General features: G+C 46.7%; 18 protein-coding genes. 14 read left to right on the top strand and 4 right to left on the bottom strand.

What is annotated here, in order from left to right; translation table 11 throughout:
- The first annotated feature begins 192 nt into the window (after nt 1-192).
- On the top strand, nt 193-798 hold the full coding sequence (locus tag QWI17_RS03650; protein WP_302721148.1) for a DUF998 domain-containing protein: 606 nt from the start codon (nt 193-195) through the stop codon (nt 796-798).
- 134 nt (nt 799-932) lie between these two features.
- Complete coding sequence (locus tag QWI17_RS03645; RefSeq protein WP_302721147.1) at nt 933-1,355, top strand: NIF family HAD-type phosphatase; 423 nt, start codon at nt 933-935, stop codon at nt 1,353-1,355.
- Nucleotides 1,356-1,460: 105 nt separating this feature from the next.
- Here the strand turns inward: QWI17_RS03645 and QWI17_RS03640 are convergent, their stop codons facing one another.
- On the bottom strand, nt 1,461-2,891 hold the full coding sequence (locus QWI17_RS03640; protein ID WP_302721146.1) for a DEAD/DEAH box helicase: 1,431 nt from the start codon (nt 2,889-2,891) through the stop codon (nt 1,461-1,463).
- Nucleotides 2,888-3,442: a VspR family transcription factor gene (locus QWI17_RS03635; RefSeq protein WP_502553138.1), complete on the bottom strand. Its 555-nt coding sequence runs from the start codon at nt 3,440-3,442 to the stop codon at nt 2,888-2,890. The genes QWI17_RS03640 and QWI17_RS03635 overlap by 4 nt, the downstream gene beginning before the upstream one ends.
- A 67-nt stretch (nt 3,443-3,509) precedes the next feature.
- Here QWI17_RS03635 and QWI17_RS03630 point away from each other — a divergent pair, with 67 nt between their 5' ends.
- From QWI17_RS03630 to QWI17_RS03600, 7 genes are all read left to right on the top strand, one after another.
- Complete coding sequence (locus tag QWI17_RS03630) at nt 3,510-3,755, top strand: helix-turn-helix domain-containing protein (RefSeq protein WP_368045323.1); 246 nt, start codon at nt 3,510-3,512, stop codon at nt 3,753-3,755.
- 122 nt (nt 3,756-3,877) lie between these two features.
- Entirely contained in the window at nt 3,878-4,069 is a 192-nt protein-coding gene (mads1, locus tag QWI17_RS03625) for a methylation-associated defense system helix-turn-helix domain-containing protein MAD1 (RefSeq protein WP_302721144.1), read from the top strand.
- The gene (locus QWI17_RS03620) at nt 4,066-6,819 is read left to right on the top strand and encodes a class I SAM-dependent DNA methyltransferase (protein WP_319835129.1); all 2,754 of its coding nucleotides are present in this window, start codon (nt 4,066-4,068) and stop codon (nt 6,817-6,819) included. The genes mads1 and QWI17_RS03620 overlap by 4 nt, the downstream gene beginning before the upstream one ends.
- Entirely contained in the window at nt 6,816-7,574 is a 759-nt protein-coding gene (locus tag QWI17_RS03615) for a hypothetical protein (RefSeq protein WP_302721142.1), read from the top strand. Before QWI17_RS03620 ends, QWI17_RS03615 begins: the two co-directional genes overlap by 4 nt.
- 12 nt (nt 7,575-7,586) lie before the next feature.
- Nucleotides 7,587-9,662: a DEAD/DEAH box helicase gene (locus QWI17_RS03610; protein WP_302721141.1), complete on the top strand. Its 2,076-nt coding sequence runs from the start codon at nt 7,587-7,589 to the stop codon at nt 9,660-9,662.
- Entirely contained in the window at nt 9,655-10,851 is a 1,197-nt protein-coding gene (locus tag QWI17_RS03605) for a GIY-YIG nuclease family protein (protein WP_302721140.1), read from the top strand. Before QWI17_RS03610 ends, QWI17_RS03605 begins: the two co-directional genes overlap by 8 nt.
- Before the next feature lie 557 nt (nt 10,852-11,408).
- Entirely contained in the window at nt 11,409-13,052 is a 1,644-nt protein-coding gene (locus QWI17_RS03600; protein WP_302721139.1) for an ankyrin repeat domain-containing protein, read from the top strand.
- Here the strand turns inward: QWI17_RS03600 and QWI17_RS03595 are convergent.
- The gene (locus tag QWI17_RS03595) at nt 13,019-13,306 is read right to left on the bottom strand and encodes a hypothetical protein (RefSeq protein WP_302721138.1); all 288 of its coding nucleotides are present in this window, start codon (nt 13,304-13,306) and stop codon (nt 13,019-13,021) included. The genes QWI17_RS03600 and QWI17_RS03595 overlap by 34 nt on opposite strands.
- 597 nt (nt 13,307-13,903) lie before the next feature.
- Here QWI17_RS03595 and QWI17_RS03590 point away from each other — a divergent pair.
- A complete protein-coding gene (locus tag QWI17_RS03590; RefSeq protein WP_302721137.1) occupies nt 13,904-18,184 on the top strand; it encodes an RHS repeat-associated core domain-containing protein in 4,281 nt (1,426 codons plus the stop codon).
- Nucleotides 18,181-18,612, top strand: a complete 432-nt coding sequence (locus QWI17_RS03585) for a hypothetical protein (RefSeq protein ID WP_302721136.1) — start codon at nt 18,181-18,183, stop codon at nt 18,610-18,612. Before QWI17_RS03590 ends, QWI17_RS03585 begins: the two co-directional genes overlap by 4 nt.
- 42 nt (nt 18,613-18,654) lie before the next feature.
- Here the strand turns inward: QWI17_RS03585 and QWI17_RS03580 are convergent, their stop codons facing one another.
- Nucleotides 18,655-18,786: a SymE family type I addiction module toxin gene (locus QWI17_RS03580; protein WP_302721135.1), complete on the bottom strand. Its 132-nt coding sequence runs from the start codon at nt 18,784-18,786 to the stop codon at nt 18,655-18,657.
- A 53-nt stretch (nt 18,787-18,839) separates the two neighbouring features.
- Here QWI17_RS03580 and QWI17_RS03575 point away from each other — a divergent pair, with 53 nt between their 5' ends.
- From QWI17_RS03575 to QWI17_RS03565, 3 genes are all read left to right on the top strand, one after another.
- Complete coding sequence (locus QWI17_RS03575) at nt 18,840-19,679, top strand: transposase (RefSeq protein WP_302721134.1); 840 nt, start codon at nt 18,840-18,842, stop codon at nt 19,677-19,679.
- Between the two features lie 340 nt (nt 19,680-20,019).
- Complete coding sequence (locus tag QWI17_RS03570) at nt 20,020-21,183, top strand: serine hydrolase domain-containing protein (protein ID WP_302721133.1); 1,164 nt, start codon at nt 20,020-20,022, stop codon at nt 21,181-21,183.
- A 397-nt stretch (nt 21,184-21,580) separates the two neighbouring features.
- The gene (locus QWI17_RS03565; RefSeq protein ID WP_302721132.1) at nt 21,581-21,910 is read left to right on the top strand and encodes a zinc ribbon domain-containing protein; all 330 of its coding nucleotides are present in this window, start codon (nt 21,581-21,583) and stop codon (nt 21,908-21,910) included.
- Nucleotides 21,911-21,985: the final 75 nt, after the last annotated feature.

Here is a 21,985-nt window from a genome sequence, read left to right as displayed (position 1 = left end):
AATCGATTCCGCAAAAATATTTGTGGGATTTGGTATAAAATCTCATGAGATGATCTCCTTCTTGATTAACTTTTTTTCGCACTCTAAGTTTAGAAGGTTCCTCCGGAATCTAGAGGAGGAGGTCATCATAAGTATCAAGGCGCTGCTGTCGGACAAATTTACCGCTGCGCTCCAAATTTGCCGCAGAGTGCGGTGTTATGTTCTTTGGAGGTTTCGCGTATTAAGCCCAGTTGGCTTAGGTTATTAAGCGTAACGCCGGCCCTATTTTTTGCTTTTTCGGTAATATTCTTCGGTCATCTAGAGCCGGGTTATTCCCACGTTAATATGGCAGTAAGTAAGCTCGGTGCATTTTCAGCTGAAAATACAGTACTGATGAATTTATTCGGGTTGTTCCTACCTGGAATACTGATATCGACATTCCGTTTGCTTTCACTATCGAGCGCGTCAGCTAAGCAGGTAACGGCAGGTCTATTATGCTTAATACTTTTCGGGATTATGTTTGCAGGCTTAGCTCTGCCAATGGATATGAAGCCAATTTGGGGTACCGAATATACTGGTCATTATATTCTCGCTTTCGCAACGCCTGCTCCATATGTTGTCTCTGTTGTTTGTTTTTGGGCGGCTATTCCGAAGCTGCGGGCGAATAAACCTATAAAAGTGCTTGTTGTGGCCCTGCCACTTATCTTTATTCTGTCTAGTAAGTTTGGTCTGCCATCTGGTATGTATCAAAGAGTATTGCTAGCTTGTATATTTCTGTGGTTACCAGCGGTTGCTTTTCTTATCGAAAAACGGGGCTGAACATACAAGGTGCTCAGGCCGGACCTTCACCTACGTTTCGCACAGCGTATGGCTTCGCCATTGTACGCGCTGTGCTACACTCTCGGCTCGGCCAGCTTAGCACGGCGCTACATTCGCAGTATATATGAGTATGTATGATTAAAGTAATTGCATTGGATTTAGAAGGAACTCTGATTTCTAATGCTGTGAGCCAGTTTCCACGTCCTGGTCTATTAGACTTCTTGAATAAATGTAAGTCTATGTGCTCCCGAGTGGTAATTTTTACAACGGTAAGAGAAGAGGTTTTTAGGGCGGTTGCGAAACTACTGGTTTCCGAAAGCTGTGCTCCGGATTGGTTTGAAACCATCGAGTATATAAACTGGCATGGTAAAACTAAAAATCTGAGTTTTATTCCTGACGTTGCTGTAGATGAAGCATTGTTAGTTGATGATATGCATCTATATGTTCATCCGGGCCAAGAGGCAAGCTGGGTAGAAATTTCCAAATTCGAACATCCATATCCCGAAACAGATACTGAGCTGAGTAGTATATTAAATGAGATTCAGAAAAGGATGTAACAAGAAGTCTTGCAGAATTTCGGGAGCATACTTGAATTAATTTAACATTTTTAATATAGGATTTGTCTGAGTAAAGTCAGACCTTCTCACCTTAATCCTCGAAAATCAAATACTGATTGAGAGTTTGATTATACGATTCCTAAAGCGGCCGAATAGTCCAAGGTTTGCGTCGTAAGCGTCTGCCAAGCTAGTTAAGGAAGGATTTTTAGTGAGAGCTTCAGGTATGTTTGAGATAGCTTCTCTCTGTTCAAGATCAGAATTCTCGTCGCTGGCTAGATGTAAACCGATCAGATTCTTCGATTCTTCCAGTTCGGGCGAAAGATCCTTCGCATCCTGTGTGCTTATGTCAAGACTCTGCCTAAGATTTTCAATCGATACGGTATTTTCTGACGGAACGTCTATAGCCACACGATGGGCAAACTCCAGTAGCGTTGGTTCTGCAGGCATTATCAAATGCGCATGCTCATGAGTATTTTTGTTTTTTCTCAAGATTCGACCCAAAACCTGCCGATAATAAAGTTCGGTTTTAACTTTTGTTAAGTAGCAACACACTTGCAGGCGGGGAATGTCTGTCCCTTCGCTGATCATGCCGACTGAAACAACCCACTGGCTATCCGAATCCCGAAACCGCTGAATTTGAGCTTGAGGGTCGTCATGTTTATACGTGACAACTGTCGGATACTCGTGACATACACTTTCTAAAATATCAGCGATAACAAGCGCATGCTCCACTGTCGCAGCCACAATTAGGCCTGCAGCGTCTGCAGATTCTTTACGGCACTCTTTGAGCTTCATCTGGCTCCGTTCGAGCAAGTGACGAATGAGCACAGTATTTTCAATAAGTTGTTGGTAACTGCAGTTTGAAGACTGTAGTAGTTCACCAAACGACCCATAAGCGTCTTCATCGCTGTGGTGGCTTAGGGTAATGCGGTCGTTGTCGATGGCCGTGATATTAGGCTGTCGACAAACCCCATCTTTAATTGCGTCGGCTAGACCATAGATGTAGTCACAGAATACCTTTCCATCACGGCAGTAGGAGGCTAGCGATATCGGGAATCGGTCAGATCGCCAGGGTGTACCAGTCAACGCTAGGCTGTAGGTCGTGTTACCTTGAAGGTGCTGGATGATGCTCTGGCCCCAGGCGTTGCCGTTACCCAAATAATCGCCTGCGCAATGGTGTATTTCATCAAAAATTACCAATGTGCGGTGGTTTAGCAAGATCGACCAGAATGCTGGATCGAGGTTGATCATGGATTGATAGGTTAAAACGAGTCCTTTAGCTCCCAACCGTCCATCAAGTCGGGCACCAACAATGGACTCCAATGTGGTTCTGAATGAATCCGAAACGGCTACCGATGGCGAAAAGCAGAGCACTAAATCGATTTTGTCTGAGTTGAAAAGCCGTTTTGCAACCGTTGAGGCCATGATGGTTTTACCCGCGCCAGGCGTGGCTAAACATAGAAAATGCTGCACTCCGCTTTGAAAGGTAGACAAGCAACGAGCCACGGCTTCACTTTGCCATTGCCTGAGCCTCATGTGGGGCCTTCGTCAACAAGAGAGGACATCAGAGTTTCCAATGCTTTTATTCGGCCGAGTAGCAACGCGCTGCGTTCACGCGCATCGGCATATAGGTTTTTTGCCTGGTCGTTGAACCCTGGCAAGTCTTTACAGAGTGCTTCGTACTCTTCGGTTTCTCCCATGGCACACAGCATTTCTGAGCGATGTTGGCTGAGACGCTCCCGCAGCACACCAAGCTGCGTTGACTGAGATGTGCGAGAAAATGAAGGCGTTGATGTCACCTCTATCCCCGATTCTTTGACGGCCTTCTTAGTCGGTGTCGAGATATGAAGTACCGCGAATTTTTGGGTCAGGCGATACTTGGGCCATCCAGCATCGTTGGGTAATTTCTCCAGAAGACCTTTTTTCTCCATCCTTACTAAATTCCGGTATATGAACTGTCGTGCGGGTTTTTGCCGCTGATGAAGGCTTTTGGGGTGCTCAAGATAAAACCGCGTTAGCTCCGCGACTGTGAAGGGGCTCGACTCTAGGTCGGTAAGGACGTTAAGAAGCTCAGGTTTTAAGTGCATGATGCTAGTGATGTCATTGAGTGTCTCGAATTTCGCGACATTCTACCTTGTCTCTATCATCGAGACAATGAAGACTTCCTCTTATTCACCTCAATACGACTTACTTCGCGCCTGGATGAGGCAAAAGCGAGAGGAGAGTGGTTTGTCCCTGAGGGCGGTGGCGACGATTCTAGGTCGACATCACTCTGTCATTGGTAAGCTTGAACAGGATCGTCGCAAAATAGAGATTCTTGAGTTCGTTGCCTACTGCCAAGCTATTGGTGCTGATCCTCACGAAGGGCTCGATCTCATCATCAGTTGCCCTAATCGCTAGAACGTCTTTTGCTTGTAGTAGCCCCAGCTTGATTTGAAGTAACCAAAATCAGCATAGTTGGCAGCTATTGCTGATTCCTCAATTTTCCCATATTCTCCCAATACTCTGGGGGAGTTATCGTAATGTCTGATCAAATTTTAACCTTAAAAGAAGTGGCTGATTACTTAAAGCTGGCCGAAAAAACCGCCTACCGATTGGCCGCTGAGGGTAAGCTGCCGGGCTTTAAGGTTGGTGGTAGCTGGCGTTTTAAGTGCCAGGATGTAGAGGCGTGGATTGAGCAACAAAAAAGCAAAAATAATGGAGCACCACAGTGAATGCGGTAGAAATTGAAGAGGCCATTACCGAGCTGGCCCAGCAACCCTTTGATGCGGCCAACTTCCCCTACGCTTACTTGGAGGCGTTTGGCAATAAAGCCACCACCATAAAACGGCTCAAAAGCGGCTCGTCTAACGGCTCGGATATCGAAGGCGCCGTTTTACAGCGCAACAACATCCATATTGCGGTATGTGCTGAAGGTGAAGTAACCAATACATTAACGGCGCTGAAAGCCAGCCCAGCTACTGCCAAAGCCAAAGCCAAGTTTGTACTCGCTACCGACGGCGCTACCCTAGAGGCCGAAGACCTGGCCACGGGCGAGACAGTGGTTTGCGATTATCAAGACTTTCCTAATCACTTTGGCTTTTTCTTGCCGTTGGCTGGCATTAGCACTGTTAAGCAAATTCGCGAAAGCTCGTTTGATATTCGTGCCACCAGCCGTTTAAACCGTCTGTATGTGGAGCTGTTGCGCCACAACCCCGAATGGGGCACAGCCGAGCGCCGCCATGATATGAACCACTTTATGGCGCGGCTGATTTTTTGCTTTTTTGCTGAAGACACTGATATTTTTAATGGCAACAATTTATTTACCGCCACCATCGAGCAAATGAGTGCGCGAGACTCCTCCAATACCCACGAGGTAATTGGTGAGATATTTCGGGCTATGAACACTAAGCTAAGTGACCGTAAAGATGCTGGTATTCGTAGTTGGGCCGATGGTTTTCCCTATGTGAACGGCGGGCTGTTTTCTGGCAGCACCGACGCTCCTCATTTAACCAAAATTGCCCGCAGTTATTTGCTGCATGTGGGCTCGCTGGATTGGAAGCAAATCAACCCCGATATTTTCGGCTCGATGATTCAGGCCGTTGCCGACGATGATGAGCGCGGATCGCTGGGTATGCACTACACCAGCGTTCCCAACATACTTAAAGTGCTAAACCCACTGTTTTTAGATGACTTGCGCGAGCAGCTGGAGCAAGCGGGTGACAATCCCCGTAAGCTGTTAAACCTGCGTAAGCGCATGGCCAATATCCGCGTTTTTGACCCAGCCTGCGGCTCGGGAAATTTTTTGGTGATTGCCTATAAACAAATGCGCGAGATAGAAGCCGAGATAAACCAGCGCCGCCAAGAGGCAACCCGCGCGACCGATATACCGCTAACCAACTTTCGTGGTATTGAGTTACGCGACTTTCCCGCCGAGGTGGCGCGTTTGGCGCTGATTATTGCCGAATACCAATGCGATGTGCTCTACCGTGGCCAGCAAGATGCGCTAGCAGAATTTTTACCACTGGACTCTCAAAACTGGATTACTTGCGGTAACGCGCTGCGGTTAGATTGGTTGTCGGTATGCCCACCTACAGGTACTGGTGTGAAGCTTACTAGTGATGATCTCTTTGAAACGCCGCTTAATCAAGTTCAGATAGATTTTGAGAACGAGGGTGGAGAGACGTATATTTGTGGAAATCCACCATACATAGGCGACAAAAAGCAAAATAAAAATCAAAAGTCTGATATAGAAATCATATTCTCGGGTTTGACAAAGAGCTGGAAATCTTTGGATTATATATGTGGTTTCTTTTATAAGGCTTTTAAGTTCTTCTCTTGTGTCGATGGATCAGGTGCTTTCGTATCTACTAATTCAGTAGTGCAAGGTCAGCATGTTCCTAGGTTTTGGGGATTGGTTATTGATAGTGTTGAAATATTCTTCGCGGTCCAATCGTTTAAATGGTCTAACTTGGCTTCCAATAAAGCTGGTGTCACATGCGTAGTTATAGGTTTTCGTTCGAGGGGATTGAAAGGTCCGAAGTTTATTTATGAGGAATCTCAAGTAAAAAATGTTGAGAATATCTCTCCCTATCTAATTGAGGGAAGAGATATTATTATTAAACCTTCTAGCAAATCTATTTCAAGTCTTTCTAAAATGACTCTAGGGAATGTCCCTAAGGATGATGGTGGATTGCTTCTTTCAGCCGGAGAGCTTGAAGAATTAGGGTTGTCCCCAGACCAAAAGAAAAAATGGATAAAAAAAGCACTAGGATCAACGGAGTATATTCAAGGAAAGTTACGGTTTTGCCTTTGGTTGTCCGATGAGGAAAAGGATAAAGCAATAGAAAATATTAATATTCGGAAGCGAATTTCTCATGTGAAGAGTTTTCGAGACTCTAGTGTTGATTCTGGTATGGCTCCTATGGCTAGAAGACCGCATCAATTTCGGGAGATGAATGTTCCTAGTGAAGCCGCAATAATAATACCGCGTGTTAGCTCAGAGAATAGAGAGTTTTTACCTGCTGGATTAATTGGATCTGATTCAATAATTACCGACAGAAACTATGCTATTTATGATAAGCCATTATGGAATTTATCCCTCGTACTGTCTAAGTTGCATTGGGTTTGGATTGGAGCGGTTTGCGTGAGAATGAGAACGGACTTTTCGTATTCTAACACATTGGGCTGGAATACGTTTCCTGTGCCAAAGCTAACCGAAAAAAATAAACAGGATTTGACGCGGCGTGCCGAAGAAATCCTTTTGGCCCGAGAGTCCCACTTTCCAGCCACTATCGCCGATTTATACAATCCAGAAAAAATGCCCGACAACTTACGTCAGGCTCACGAACGAAACGATGAAGTATTAGAGCGTATTTACATCGGCCGCCGCTTTAAAAACGACACCGAGCGTTTGGAGAAGTTATTTGAGTTGTACACAAAAATGACGAATCTCGCCAGAAGCTCTTCTGGGGGAGAAACGTGACTGAAATGGTCTTGTTTCAGATGTGGGGATCCTTTCGGGAATCGTTGATTCGCGAGCACCAGTTCTATGTGGAGCAAGCTGAAGCGCGACTGTTGTCTCAGTTTGACCACATCGAAGAGGATGCCGACCGAGCTGCGAATGCATGGCTAGAGGAAAAAAGCTGTCAATTTAACCCCGACATCCATGATCCTGCTGATTTCTATGAAAGAGCCAATGAGGAGGCAATTGAGTACTATCAACTCCTAAAGGACATGGAGAACCGTACCATACTGAGTGTCGCAGCAGGTATGTATCATGAGTGGGAAAAGCAGCTTCGTGACTGGATGGATTCGGAAATTAGTCGTTGGCACAGAGGGGAGGCTGTTAAAAAAAGGATTTGGGCACAATCGCTACCCGAACTAATTGAACTTTTCCAGGGGCTTGATTGGGGGGTGAAAGGGTGTAATTTCTACCGAAAGTTGGATGCTTGTAGGCTGGTCGTAAATGTATATAAACATGGCGCAGGCCCTTCTTTTGATGAACTCAAGACGAGTTACTCAGAATATGTGCCAGACCGCTTTTATGAGGTAACAGGCTGGGAAGGGCAATTCCTGGGGTATACGGACCTTAGACTGAGTGTTGATCAGTTAAGGGAATTCTCCCAGGCTATTTTAGAGTTTTGGCGAAGTGTTCCGGAGAATATTTTCTCTTCTGAGCAGTTTGAAGTGCCAAGATGGTTTGAGAACGCATTTAACAAGGACCGAGACGATAGTTAAAAGGATATGAATATGAAGACTAATGATTCTACAGCGGTACCTTCGGTATCAGTCTCTTATGCTCGAAACGGTAGCTCGAAAAAATCCAACGAGCTGGGTATGCGCGTGATGCAAGAGCGTGCCTATGAAAAGCGCGGTGAGCAGTACCTTCTGATTAAATCGCCGCCCGCCTCGGGTAAAAGCCGGGCTCTAATGTTTATTGCCCTCGATAAACTGCATAACCAAGGCATTAAAAAGGCTTTGGTGGTAGTACCCGAAAAATCCATTGGGGCTAGCTTCAATAATGAGAGCTTAATCGAGCATGGTTTTTATTGGGATTGGCTGGTAGAGCCTAAATGGAACCTGTGCAATGCACCGGGCGAAGAGGGCGGAAAGGTCAAGTCGGTAAAGGCATTTTTAGGCAGCGACGACCGAGTACTGGTTTGCACCCACGCGACCTTTCGCTTTGCGGTAGATCAGTGTGGCGTGGCAGCCTTTGATGATTGCTTAATCGCGGTGGATGAGTTCCATCACGTTAGCGCCAACCCCGACAATAAACTGGGCTACCACTTAGGGGCGTTTGTCGCCCGCGATAAAGTGCATATCGTTGCTATGACCGGCTCTTACTTTAGGGGCGACGCGGTGGCCGTGTTGGCACCTGAGGACGAAGCCAACTTTGAAACGGTCACTTACACCTACTACGAGCAGTTAAACGGCTACGAGTACTTAAAAACCCTAGATATTGGTTATTACTTTTATTCTGGCTCTTACGCCGATGATATTCTTAAGGTGTTAAAACCCACCGAGAAAACCATTATCCACATCCCCAATGTAAACTCCCGCGAGAGCACTAAAGACAAAATTAAAGAGGTTGAGCATATCATCGACTCGCTGGGCGACTGGCGCGGCACTGACCCAGATACCGGTTTCCACTTGGTGGAGATAACAGGCGGAAAGGTCATTAAAATTGCCGATTTAGTCGAGGATGACGCTGCCAAGCGAGAAAAAGTGTCTTCCGCGCTACGGCAGCCCGAGGCGAAAACCAACCGTGATTATGTGGATATTATTATTGCATTGGGTATGGCCAAAGAGGGTTTCGACTGGGTTTGGTGTGAACACGCTTTAACCGTAGGCTATCGCTCTAGCCTAACGGAGATCATCCAGATTATCGGCCGTGCCACCCGTGATGCCGAGGGTAAAACCCACGCCCGCTTTACCAATCTGATTGCCGAGCCCGATGCCGAGGAAGGCGCCGTCACTGATGCAGTCAACGACACGTTAAAGGCGATAGCCGCCAGCTTGCTGATGGAGCAAGTGTTAGCCCCTAAGTTTAACTTTACCCCTAAGCGAAAAGGATCAGGCCCGGTTGAGGGCTATGACTATGGCGAAGAAGGCTATAACCCTAACGGTACCAATGTGGGGTTTAACGAGTCTACGGGTCAGTTTCAGATAGAGATTAGCGGTTTGGCCGAGCCCAAAGGGAAAGATGCAAAACGCATTTGCCAAGAGGATTTAAACGAGGTGATTACCGCCTTTGTGCAAGACAAAAACGCCTTGGAGCGTGGCCTGTTTGATACTGAAACCGTCCCCGAGGAGCTAACCCAAGTACGCATGGGTAAAATTGTTAAAGACAAATACCCAGAGCTAGACGATCAAGACCAAGAGGCTGTTCGCCAGCACGCGATTGCGGCTTTAAACCTTACCCAAAAGGGCAAAGAGGAGGGCACAGATACAGGAGGTGGCGGCTCAGTCGGCCCAGAGGAAAGCGGCAGCAGTCGGGCATTTGTGGACGGTGTGCGCAAGTACGCCATGAATGTAACCGAGCTTGATGTTGATTTGATCGATAAAATTAACCCCTTTAGCGAGGCCTACGCCATTTTGGCCAAAGCTATGACGGAAGAGAGCTTAAAGCAAGTGGCTGCCGCAATTGCGGGTAAAAAAATCTCTCTCACGGAAGAAGAGGCTCGCGAGTTAGCCACCCGCGCCGTTAAGTTTAAAAACGACCGTGGCAGGCTACCAGAATTAACAGCTGCCGACCCGTGGGAGAAGCGTATGGCAGAGGGTATTGCCTTTTTGCAGCGTAAAGTAGCGGAGCAAAACAATGGGTGATTCGACAGGAAAAAAGTCTAATGAAGACCTGCTTGCCGAGCTGGGCGTTGATACTCAGCCGGTAAAAAAGGCGGTAAGAACGCCTAGAGAAGAGCGTATTATTGCCGGGTTTGAAGAGATCCAGCGCTTTGTTGACGAGCATGGCCGGGCACCCCAGCACGGCGAAGAAAACAATATTTTTGAGCGCCTTTACGCCGCTCGGCTAGATTGCATACGAAAGCAAGAGGAGTGCCGACAGTTAGTGGTTGAACTTGACCACCAAAACCTGCTCGCAGATGGTATTGCCCAGCCACCAGCTGATTATAAAAGTGATGATGAGATACTGGCCGATCTAGGTGTAGATACCCCCAAGGAGGGGGACGTAACTTTTTTAAAGCACGTTAAACCAAGGGCTGAAGTCAGGGCCGCCGAAGAAATAGCAAACCGCACTCCCTGTGCCGATTTTGAGGCTTTTAAACCGTTATTTGATGCGGTTCAATCGGACTTGGAGTCTGGCTTGCGCGAGGCAAAGTTGCTGTCCAAGAATGCCAAGGTCAACCAGGGTGACTGGTTTATATTGCAAGGACAAAAGGTTTATGTAGCCGAGGTGAGCGACGAGCGCACATATGGTTTTGATGGCAATGATTATCGGCTGAGGGTTGTTTACGATAACAGCACAGAAAGTGACCTGTTGTTACGCTCTTTACAGCGTGCATTAGACAAAGACGAGGCCGGACGACGTATTATAGAGTTGTCGGCGGGCCCATTATTCGATGATGTGGTTGCCGATGATGATCAAGCTAGTGGCACTATTTATGTGCTGCGTAGTAAATCAGACTTGCCCGTTATTACTGAACGTCGCGATTTAATCCATAAAATTGGGGTTACCGGGGGTAAGGTAGAAAAACGCATTGCTAACGCCAAACAAGATGCTACCTATCTATTGTCGGATGTGGATGTGGTGGCGACATATAATTTAGCGAATATTAACCGTACCAAGTTAGAGAAGCTGCTACATAGATTTTTTGAAGAGGCAAGGTTAGACATTAAAATTAAAGACCGTTTTGGCAATCCGGTCACGCCGCGAGAGTGGTTTTTGGTACCTATTTTTATAATAGATGAGGTCGTCGATAAAATTAGAGCAGGTACCTTGGCTAACTATAGTTATGATGTTCAGTCGGCCGCTTTGGTAGAGCGTGGTATGGATTAACTTTCGTTTTCGGCAAGAGTTACCCTTTTAAAGAGAAAGGATGATTAAAAAGCGATTCATTAGAGAGTATTCGCGAAATAATAGCGACATCTGATACGCTGGAGGAGCACAGAACCTCCCATTGGTTAAAGCTGGGAGGTTGCTGGCCTAGGATTGGGTCGGGTAGTGGGTGGTTGGTTTGGCGCTTACATTTCGCATTATTTTAACTAAAAGTTTACATAAAACGTTACATATGTTTGAATAAATGCTTTCAAGTTATAGTTTAAGCCTTGCCAGGATTGGTTTAAAAGAAAACTTTACACATTTTTTTGTTCAGTAAAGTAAGGGAAACCGTTCTAGAGGTTGGCAAATAGAATCCGTCTAGAAAAAGGCTGCACTTTGGTGTGGCCTTTTTTGTTTTTTGTAATGGAGCTAGGAACTCTGGCTGGAGAGTATGTAAACTGTTTCCGGAGTGATGATATGGCGAATTGATTCGATGATCGATGAGGTGCTGATCCAGTTAGTTGTTGATATGGGTGAGCTAATAGATTTTCGAGTTGGATAGGGATTCTCAGTATATGAAAAATGTAAAATTATTGGTGTTGTTAGGTTTGGCAGTATTTGGCGCAATTGTATTTCGGTTTTTAAGCGCAACAAGCAGCCATGATGTATTCGTCGAGCAATCCGTTAATGAGATGCTAGAGGGTGACAATGAAATACTGGAAATCGTGATTGTAGATCAAACCGATGTTTATCCGAATAGTCTTTCGGCAAATGTCCGCTATCGATATGTAGGTGATAAGCGTCGTGTGGCTTTACGTATGGCATTGTTGCGAGAGGATGAGGTTGCCCCGGAGGAATTTTACGCATCCTCGTTAATTCAACGAGGTGCTGGACAGGTAAAGCCGAGCGTGAATCGTCTAAAAGACTACACATACCATATAACGAAAAGTGTTCGTATAGATATGTATGATCCAGATACAAACCAAATATTAGCCACCAAAGATCATTATCATCCTGTAGTCTGGAAGCGAATATCAAAACCTCAGTATGCGTCATCTATACAAGAAATGAACGTGCGACAGTTATATGTAAAGGCTGTTGATGAAATTAACTTTGGCACGGTTGGAAGCCTAGCAGAGGCAAAAAAATATATTGATGCGGTAGTGGCTAGAGATTCATCCTTCGCTCCTATTTATGTCGAGGTCGCTCGCTATCAAATGAAAACTCGAGGCGGAGAGGAAGGTTACCGAATAGCCGAGCAGGCTCTGAAGCAAGGTTTATCTATTGATCCGAATTATGCAAATTCATATGTACTGCTTGGTTTTGTGTACACTCATCAAGGACGGTTTAATTTGGCTATAGGAGCGTTTGAAAAAGCTAATAATCTAGGAACTGATAATCCGTGGTTGTGGGTGAACTGGGGGGAGATGTTAAAGATGCAGGGCGAATACGATGCTGCCTTGAAGATGTTTGAAAAAATAATTGATCGGGGGCGGCCGTACAATAGATATTACCAGGCGAGAGAAAATGCCTATATGCTTGCGCTGGGTATTCATGTCGAGTTAGGTGATATGGCAGAAGCCGACAGATTGTTTCGTGAGCGTCTTTCTCAATACAGTGAAAATGATTGCCTCAATTATCGTTATGCGAAGTTTAGGCAGGAGCATTTCGATGATCTCGATACGGTTTTGCATCATGCAATGTTGGCAAAAAATTCTAATTGCCGGAATTCTCAGGAAATAGCCGAGTTTGTTGGCGTTGCATTTTATTCAAAGTGGGCCAATGCTACTGATGAAAACGAGGTCAAAATGTCTTTGGTTCAGGCGCAGACATTTTTTCCTGTGGGGCCAAAGCTGATCTTTGAATTGGCTTCTGATGCTAAGTCGATACCTATCTTAGAGAAGCTTATCAACTCCGGCTTTAGTGTGGATGTTGCCGACAACGAAGGTGCAACGGCACTGATTTATTCTGTATTCAGGAGCAGAGAAGTAGATGCTGTAGAGCAATTATTGGCTTTAGGTGCCAATCCAAACGTGGTGATGGGAGAAAGCGGACAGCCATTGATACTTTTGGCGCTTATGTATCAACGAATCGATGTTGCGGAGCTTTTAATTAACGCAGGTTTAGATGTTGAGGCGCAGATGAGTGACGGGGAAAGTATTCAGGAAGCTATAAGAAGAATGGGTTATGGAGAGCTTCTCAACATGAAAGATGCATAAATTTGAATAAAGATTTTAGAGGTGGGGCCTATGGCCCGGCCAAAACGCTGTTCAATATGGAGGCTGTTGTCCAGCCAATCTTTGGAAGGAATACTAAGCCTCTCTAGAATGTTTGGTTGGCGGTGATTGAGCGCGCCGCGCTTATCGTTGCGAATGGCCCGACCGCTCCAGTCTACTAGCTCCAGGTAGTCACTCAGATCAAAGGGTCGGTGATCGGGTTGATCATTTTGGTGTTCTCCGCCAGAAAACGGCATTAACTCAGCCAGCAATATGGGGTGCTTGTTTGCTGATCTATAAAAAATATAGGACAGGCACAGTTTGAAAGATCGGGCCCTTAGTCTTAAGTAAGTGCCATTCAGGCCTGACCCCGATGCCCCGAGATGTAAAATGTAAGGCCTGCCCCCGATGCCCCGCTGACCCCGATGCCCTCCTGTGCAATTCGCCCGTAAAATTAACGCTTCTTCGGCTGGATACGATGGGGAAGGGTGCTTCGTTGCGAGGTTTGGTTTTTGCATGGGACATCCGGCGCCAAGCGTGCCAGATTCCTTGTGGGGTTGTTTTTTGGGGGGGCTGAGTTTAGGCCGATCTCGCGATACTATCTCTGCTGTATCCTCAACCTTTAGTGCTGGGCCATAAACGTTTTAAGAATGATGTAGAGCAATTGGTGGGCGCCGGTCAGTATTGCGAAGCTAGGTCGTTCGAGGCGTTGTTGAATTTTGTGACATAAGTTTTATTTGACCCAGCTTTTTGCTTTTTGCTGTCTGAATGGCTCTGGCCACTCATGCAGTTTTTTGTTAGCCTTTCTTATTTCTCTCGTTTTCAAAATGGATTGACTTAAAAGGATCTTTTCCGTGATTCGATATTCTGCAGTACTGCGATCTCTCTCGTTTTTTTTGTTTTCTGTATGGTCAGTGGTTACGCTAGCACATCCGGCGGATGGCTGGTTGGATGACGAGGTACAGATTACTCCAATGCACACGAAGTTTATTACCCATCATAAAACACTCGCAATAGCGTTGGCTGCATGTAATCAGGTCGCCGCGGAACATGGATACACAAATCATTGCGTCGGAGGTGCATACGATAACGGCTATCGAGCGGTTCAAGGAGGGTGGTTTGCAATTGACGGTAATAAAAGCAACGGATTTGTTTATTTTGAGGGCTGGTATGAGCAGTATTATGTGGATGGCGACCCAGATAAATCGTGCGATACTGGGGCAAATCCCTGTGTACTGGCTACCGGTGAGAAAACGCAAGTTGAAGTTGATTATGTCGGAGGCGGAGACTTTCCAATTGAAGTTACTCGGCATTACTCGAGCTTTCGCTTTAATAACCCACAGCCTTTCGGGGTAGGTTGGGGGCTGAATATGCCACAAGGTATCGATCAGCAACGCAATCGAGACAATTTTGAGAACAAGCGCTCAAAAACAAGATCTCGTTTGTTTTACACACCCGAAGATGCGTGTACCAAAGGCGCCATTGAGGTTCTTCGCTCCGCGGTAGGGGGGGATCTAAGGTACGCCACAGCGACATTTAATTCCAGTACAGGGTTGTGTGAGGTAGAGAAAAACGGTGAATTGGTCCTAAAGCTTGTTGTGCACAGTAACGGCCCATGGGAAGGTGCAAATTTGCCAAAAAACAAATATTTGCTCGATGCTGGTGGTAATACCAAATGGTTTACTGAGCAAGGAGCCGAATGGGTTAGTGAGCGTACACCCAATTCTCGAATGCTGACAAATGGCCAAGGATATCTCATTAAGAAAGGTGCCGGTACAAGTTATTATGGCAGTGACGGTAGGCTCGATCGAAAAGAAGATGGCAGTGGGAATTTCCAAATATACATCTATGATCTGTCCCAGGCTCTTGGTGGGGATGGCGATGCAAAAACGCTAGATCGCATAGAACACAGCGCAGGCTACCAAGTTTCGTTTGCCTACACCAATGGCTCACTGACGAGTGTCTCTACTCCTGCCGGTGATTTCGCGTATGCTTATGATGAAAATGGGAATTTAGTCACGGTGAGCAAACCAGACGGGGAAGTTCGCCAATACCTTTATGAGGTGCCTAGTCTCCCTAATCATCTGACCGGCATAGTGGATGAAAATGCTGACAGATACAGTACGTGGAGCTACAACAGCTACTCAGGTCAAGTTACCAGCTCATATCATGGGAGCAATGTCGATAAGTACACACTGTCGGTAGCGTCAAGAGGCAATTCTAAATTTTCAAATACGAAAGGTGAAACTTCCAATTTGGTATTTGACATAATCGGTGGCCAATCTCGTATCAAAAGTGTCTCTGGTGACATCTGTAGCGGCTGTAACTTCCAAACTTACCCCCAAGTCTCGTACAACGCTATGGGGCAAGTGACTCAGAAAACCGATTGGGAAGGCGGTGTCACTAAATACGAATACACCAATGGCTTTAAAACTAAAACCACGGAGGCTTTTGGCGAGCCGGAAGAGCGAGTTACTGATACGGTTTGGGATGAATCTTTAGGCCTACCAATAGCAATAGAGACGGCCGATAAGCTCATTGCCCTTGTGTATGACGCAAACGGCAAGTTGACCAGCCGTACCACAACCGACAAAGCAACGACTTTATCTCGCGTCGAAACTTATAGTTATGATGGTGATGGGCGCTTGCAAAGTTACGATGGGTCTCGTACCGATGTAAATGACACCATTACTTACGAGTACGACCTGAACGGCCTGTTGGATAAAGTTACCAACGCATTGGGACACCAGTGTCGCGTACTGGAGTACACCAACGATGGTAGGCCCCAAAAAATTGCCGATGCGAATTTGGTAGAAACGTCTTTTACCTATAACTATCGCGGGCAAGTGCTTAGTAGTACAACCAGTTCAAGAGTAACAAGTTATGGGTATGACGGTGTGGGCCAGCTAACGTCCATTACTTACCCCAGTGGCAAGGTCAGTACGTTTGAATATGATTCGGCTCATCGCCTAACGCGCGTTACCGATAGCGCAGGCAACGAAACGATTTATACGCTCGACGATTACAGCAATGTAACCAAAACCGAGTTCAAAAACTCACAGGGTGATATCTTATTCAGTCAAACCTATGAGTACAATAAACTCAATCGACTATTAAAATCGATTTCTGGAGAAGACGTCGCCGAGACTTCGTATGCATACGATGCGTTGGGAAATCTTACACAGTCCACCGATGCGTTAAACCGAGTAACCACTCGCGAGTACGATGCACTGAATCAAGTAAGCAGCATGGTGGATGGACTTACCCAAACCACCAGTTTTTCTCACGATGAAGACGGGCAGCTGACGGGTGTAACCGACCCCAACAACCACACCACCAGCTACACCTACAACGGCTTTGGTGAAGTCACGCAGCTCACCAGCCCGGATACCGGTGTCACTACCTACGAATACGACGAGGCCGGTAACCGCACGGCGCAGGTGGATGCCCGTGGAGTGCGCACCGAGTACAGCTACGATGCGCTGAATCGTTTAACGCAGGTACGTTACCCCAGCGACTCGTCGCTGGATGTTACCTACACCTACGATCAAGGTACCAACGGTATTGGTCGCTTAACCCGTATTGATGATGCCACCGGTTACACCACTTATGGTTACGATGCCTGGGGCAATGTCACCAGTCAAACACAAGTGACTGGTGGTCACACATACACTGTGGGTTACAGCTATAACGCCGACAACCAATTAGAGAGTGTGGCGTACCCTTCTGGTAATGTGGTGAACTACAGCTTTAGCGCTATCGGTAATGTGAGTGACGTCATTCTTACGTCAGGTGGCACTACAGGCAACTTAGCGACAGGTATTGGCTACTTACCTTTTGGCCCCTCTACCGGCTGGACGTTGGGCAATGGCTTAGTGGTGAGTCGCGACTTTGACTTGGACTACCGTTTAACCGATGTGCAAACCACGCCAATAATTGACTTTAGCTACGGCTACGACCCCGTGGGCAACATTATTCAATGGGATAACCTGCTCGACACCAGCCGCTCGCAGAGTTTTGATTACGATGCGTTGGATCGTCTAACCGATGCCACCGGCCTATACGGTGATTTCGATTACGGCTACGATCCCGTCGGTAACCGTTTAAGCAAAACCGAAACTGTCAGTGCCGCCAGCGACACTTACGCCTACGATCCGGACAGTAACCTCTTAACCGGCATTACCGGTGCCAACGCCGAGTCTATAACCTACGATGCTGTGGGTAATATTGTTGCGCGCGGTACTGATACCTTTACCTACAACGTTCGCAACCGCTTGGCTCAGGTCGAGCGCAACAGCGCTGTAATCGCTCAATACCAACACAATGGTAAAGGCGAGCGCGTGGTTAAAACCGCTGGCGGCAACACGACTCATTTCGTCTACGACTTAATGGGCAATATTATTGTTGAGGCGAATGGTGCTGGCACAGTAGAGCGCGAATACGTTTACGTAAACGGCGAGCGTTTGGCGTTATTACAACAAAGCCCAACGCAGACGACTTACTATTACCACAATGATCATCTAGGCACGCCCAAGGCCCTGACCAATGCCTCTGGCACCGTGGTATGGCAGGCCGATTACACGCCCTTTGGCGAGTTGACGGAAACCGTGAGTATAGTTGAGCAGCCATTCCGTTTCCCGGGGCAGTATTTTGATGGGGAGACTGGGTTGTATTATAACTACTTTAGGGACTACGATCCGGAGACCGGGCGGTATCTTCAGAGTGATCCGATTGGGTTAGCCGGAGGCATGAATACTTACGCTTACGTGGGGGGGAACCCTCTGAAATATGTAGATCCACTAGGACTTGTTTGGGTGACTACAGGTGTAGATCATCACGGAGTCAAAAATTGGGCTATTGGCATCGCCGACAGGCTTTCCAGCCTTGATGAAGGCACTGTCATGAATGCATATAATTTTGAAGGGGCTACAAGGGATGTGACCCAAACTTGGGTTGATCACCCGAGTGATCCGCAGAATCAGAGAGATTATTGTATGCCAGATGATCCTATGGAGGGAGACACTCGAACAATTGAACAGACGTTTGGGAATCACCCTGACCCATGGGCAGTAGAAGGAAACTCTTGGCATTGGACGCCACCAGTTCCGTCTCCAACCTGGGATGTTCTGCCATGAAGCTTAATTTAGATCGAACAATAATATTTTGGGGTGCGCTCGATCTAGTGTACGTGGTATGGGCGGTTGGACTCGCTATTTATCATGGCAATATTCCATATTACACGAATTTTGTTACCGATTTGGATGCTGCTAAGTCTTTTGGAGCCGCTTATCCCGTTACCCTGACGGTTGTTGGACATTTGATGAAGGCTTCAGTGATCGTATCGGCAATACTTATGCTGTTTAAAATGAAAGCGGGCGTGTATTTATCTCTAGCGCAGGCGCCTTTCAGGTTTTTCCTAATTATTCCCCCAACTGCATTTTTTGTTGTGTCGCTAAAGCAGTTTGTTCCAGCGCTATGTATAGTTCTTTTAAGTGCTGTTATTGTTGTCGAAATTACAAAAGTTTATACACAAATTAGATGGCTGCGGAAAATGGCGACGTAGTGATTTAAAGCCCAGCCGGTAACCCGGTTGGGCTTTGTGCCTTCAACCCGCCTTGTCACCAGCGGCGATCAACACCAGACAGCCCTCCATCACCCGAACACTGACCGGCGTATCAATGGCAAACCCGGCCTGTTCGAGCCAACAACTAAAGGGGTCAGGCCTTACATTTGACACGCTGGTGAAGTGTGCTAGGTTGGAAGGGGTGTTCTGATTAATTTGGTGACTTTATGGCTCGCCCTCTACGTATTGAGTTTTCCGGCGCTTTGTACCATGTGACTTCTCGTGGCAACGCGCGTCAGGACATATTCTTAAGCGATGGTGATTTTGAGGACTTCTTGCGACTTCTGGGTGTCGCCTGCGAGCGATTTCAGTGGTATTGCCATGCTTATTGTCTGATGTCGAATCATTACCACTTGCTGATAGAGACTCAGGCGCCGTCTTTGTCGAAGGGAATGAAATACCTCAATGGTACGTATACCTCCGCTTTCAACCGGCGGCATCAACGTGTGGGGCACGTGTTTCAGGGAAGATATAAGGCCATTTTGGTTGAAAAAGACGCCTATTTGCTGGAGCTGTCCAGGTACATTGTCTTAAACCCTGTTCGGGCACGGATGGTGCGCTCGGCAAGAGAATGGCCCTGGAGCAGTTACCGCGCTACAGTTGGTCAAAAAGAGCCGCCAACAGCGTTAACCACAGATTGGATTCTGGGAAACTTTGGGCGACGTCGAAAAGTGGCCGTTGAGGGGTATAAGCGTTTCGTACAAGAGGGGAAAAATCAGCCCTCTCCTTGGGAGGCGTTGAAGAATCAGGTGTACCTTGGGTCAGATGAGTTTATTGAAGATACACAAGCCAAGATGGATCCGAATCAGTCCTTGCTTGATATTCCAAAACCCCAGAAGCTCAGCCCGCCGAAACCATTAGAGCATTACGTCGACAGTTACAAAGACCGAAAGCAGGGCATGTCAGAGGCTTACCGCAGTGGTCACTATACGCTGTCTGAGGTTGGTGATGCGTTTGGAGTCAGCTATGCAACGGTAAGTCGAGCAGTGAGGAGCTTCGATGAATGACGAGATGTAAAATGTAAGGCCTGACCCCGATGCCCCTGGATGCCCCCTGGCGATGCCCCCTGGAGGTTAATCAGAGGTTCCTAAATTTACTTTGGCTCACTTGTATGGCATTGTCAAATTGGTGGGTGTCCAAGATTTTGTCCCGATTTTTCTCGTTCAGGTGGGACATCCAACGCTCGGCGAAGTGAGAATAATGAATGTTGTGTCATAGGTTTCATCTCACCCCAGCGTTGAGCGTGTTGAGCTAAGCAGGGGTTAAGATACAAGGCATGATCACCGAGAAGAGTCTGGATGTCCGAAATAGAGAAATATTGATTTGTGTTTTCACAAGGAATATATAATGAAAAAATACAGGATTTTATTACTCTCGTTATTGACAAGTTTCCTATTGTCTTGCGGAGGCAGCAACGAGTCTAACAGCTCAGGCCCAGACGTTGGAGACTCTACTTCAGATGTTCAGAGAAGGAGTTTAAGTTTCGATATGGATGGAGCCATGGGGCAAATGATGCAGAGTAGTGGTGCGTCCGCTATGCTTTTGGCCGTCGCCAAGGATGGCGAAATACTGTATGAAAATGCCTTCGGATTTCAAGATGCGGAAAGAACAATAAGGCTTAGGCAGGACGCTCTAATGCGTACTGCAAGTAGTGTTAAACCCGTTACAGCCGCCGCGATGCACGAATTAGAAAAATCCGGAGTTTTAGCGCTCTCTGATCACGTTTTTTGCACCGGCATTAACTCTCCTTGCTGGTTGTCTAACGAGTTGTTGCCGCCGGAGAGTGATCCCAGGGCAAAGGATATTACGATTCTGCAATTGATTGAACATGCCGGCGGATGGTACCTGGAGTCGGGGAGCGTAGTTACTCAGGAAGCTGAAATAAGAGACGCCCTTGGGCTTTCGGGTCCGCCAACGCGAGAAGATATAGTCCGCTTTATAATGCGGCGGCCGCTTGATTTTACGCCGGGCGAACCTGACGCCAGCATCGCTCGCTATTCCAATTTTGGTTATCTACTTCTGGGAATGATTATTGAGCAGGCCTCTCAGACAACATACGTTCAGTATGTGCAAACAGCAATCATGGCGCCATTGGGGGTTTCCGATTTGGACTTTGATGCTGCCGAGTCTAAGCCTATAGATCGTGACCCGCGTGAACCCCATTATATTTCAGACCAAATGTGTCCAAGCATTTTTACAATTGGTGAAGAAGCGCTTTGCGTTGACGAAGGTCTTGAATCTAAAAATTGGGTTGCCGTTGGGCAATCCGTTTCCACAGCTGGTGCGATGGCACTGTTCGCTCAAGCGTATGAACTTCCAGGTGGCGAGCCACTGCAGCCCGGGGAAATGTTTGATAGCTACACAAACGGCACATTGTGGGGCACAAGTACTTTGGTGCGACAATTTCCCAATGGCGTCAGCTACGCTCTTTTTGTTAACCGTGATATTGAGATAGGTGCCATTTCTTATCGGGTCGACACTAAGTTGCGAGATTTTAGTCCTTACGATTAATACAGCCTAAATCAATAAATTTAGTCGTGTTATATGAAACTTATGGCCGGTAATCTTCGTTGCTGTGTCGTAAGTTTGTACCACTATTTTTTAATATATCGCTCGTTTGTATTCAAGAGTGAAGCCATGGACAGCCTAGGTCGTATTGAAACTGCCGATTACTCCAGCATACTTCGATTAACTGAGGTTTAGTACTGGGCTATGTACGCTTTAAGAATTAGGTAGAGCAACTCACGGGGCGCAGGGCCAATGTCGCGAAATGTGGCGTACGACGATTCGATAAGTGAAAATTAAGCCACAAGTCTTATCTGGCTCCACTTCTTTCCATAGATGGGCTGTTTTCTTCATCAAAATAAAGTTAAAGTAGTTTTAGATTTTTCGTCAGCAAGAGGAAGCTATGCGAGATCGACCAGACTTTGATTCCTACTCACTCGAAGAGCTGTTTGATGCTCTTAATTCTATAAATGGTGAGAAATACCCTGAAAATATTAAGGCCGTAAAGAAGGCTATCGCTGATAAACAAATGGGGCAGTCATACAGTTGCCCGAAATGCGGTTGTGAAGGTTATGAACCTGGGTATTTGCATGCGGCGGGCAGTGGTCTGCATGCCGTTATAGATGTAGAAACTGAAAGGTATATTACAGTCAGCTGTATGGACTGCGGATATACAGACATTTACAAAAGAAAGGTTGGCGAGGGGCAGAAACTTTTGGATTTCCTATTCTGAGCATAAGTGGTGGCGGACTGGACTTCCCACGATACCAAGCACGTTCTTCCCTGACTTCTTGCATCTAGCCCCGCT

The organism is Gilvimarinus gilvus, assembly GCF_030518155.1.
Lineage (GTDB): Bacteria > Pseudomonadota > Gammaproteobacteria > Pseudomonadales > Cellvibrionaceae > Gilvimarinus > Gilvimarinus gilvus.
This window is presented reverse-complemented; position numbering and strand designations above follow the sequence as displayed.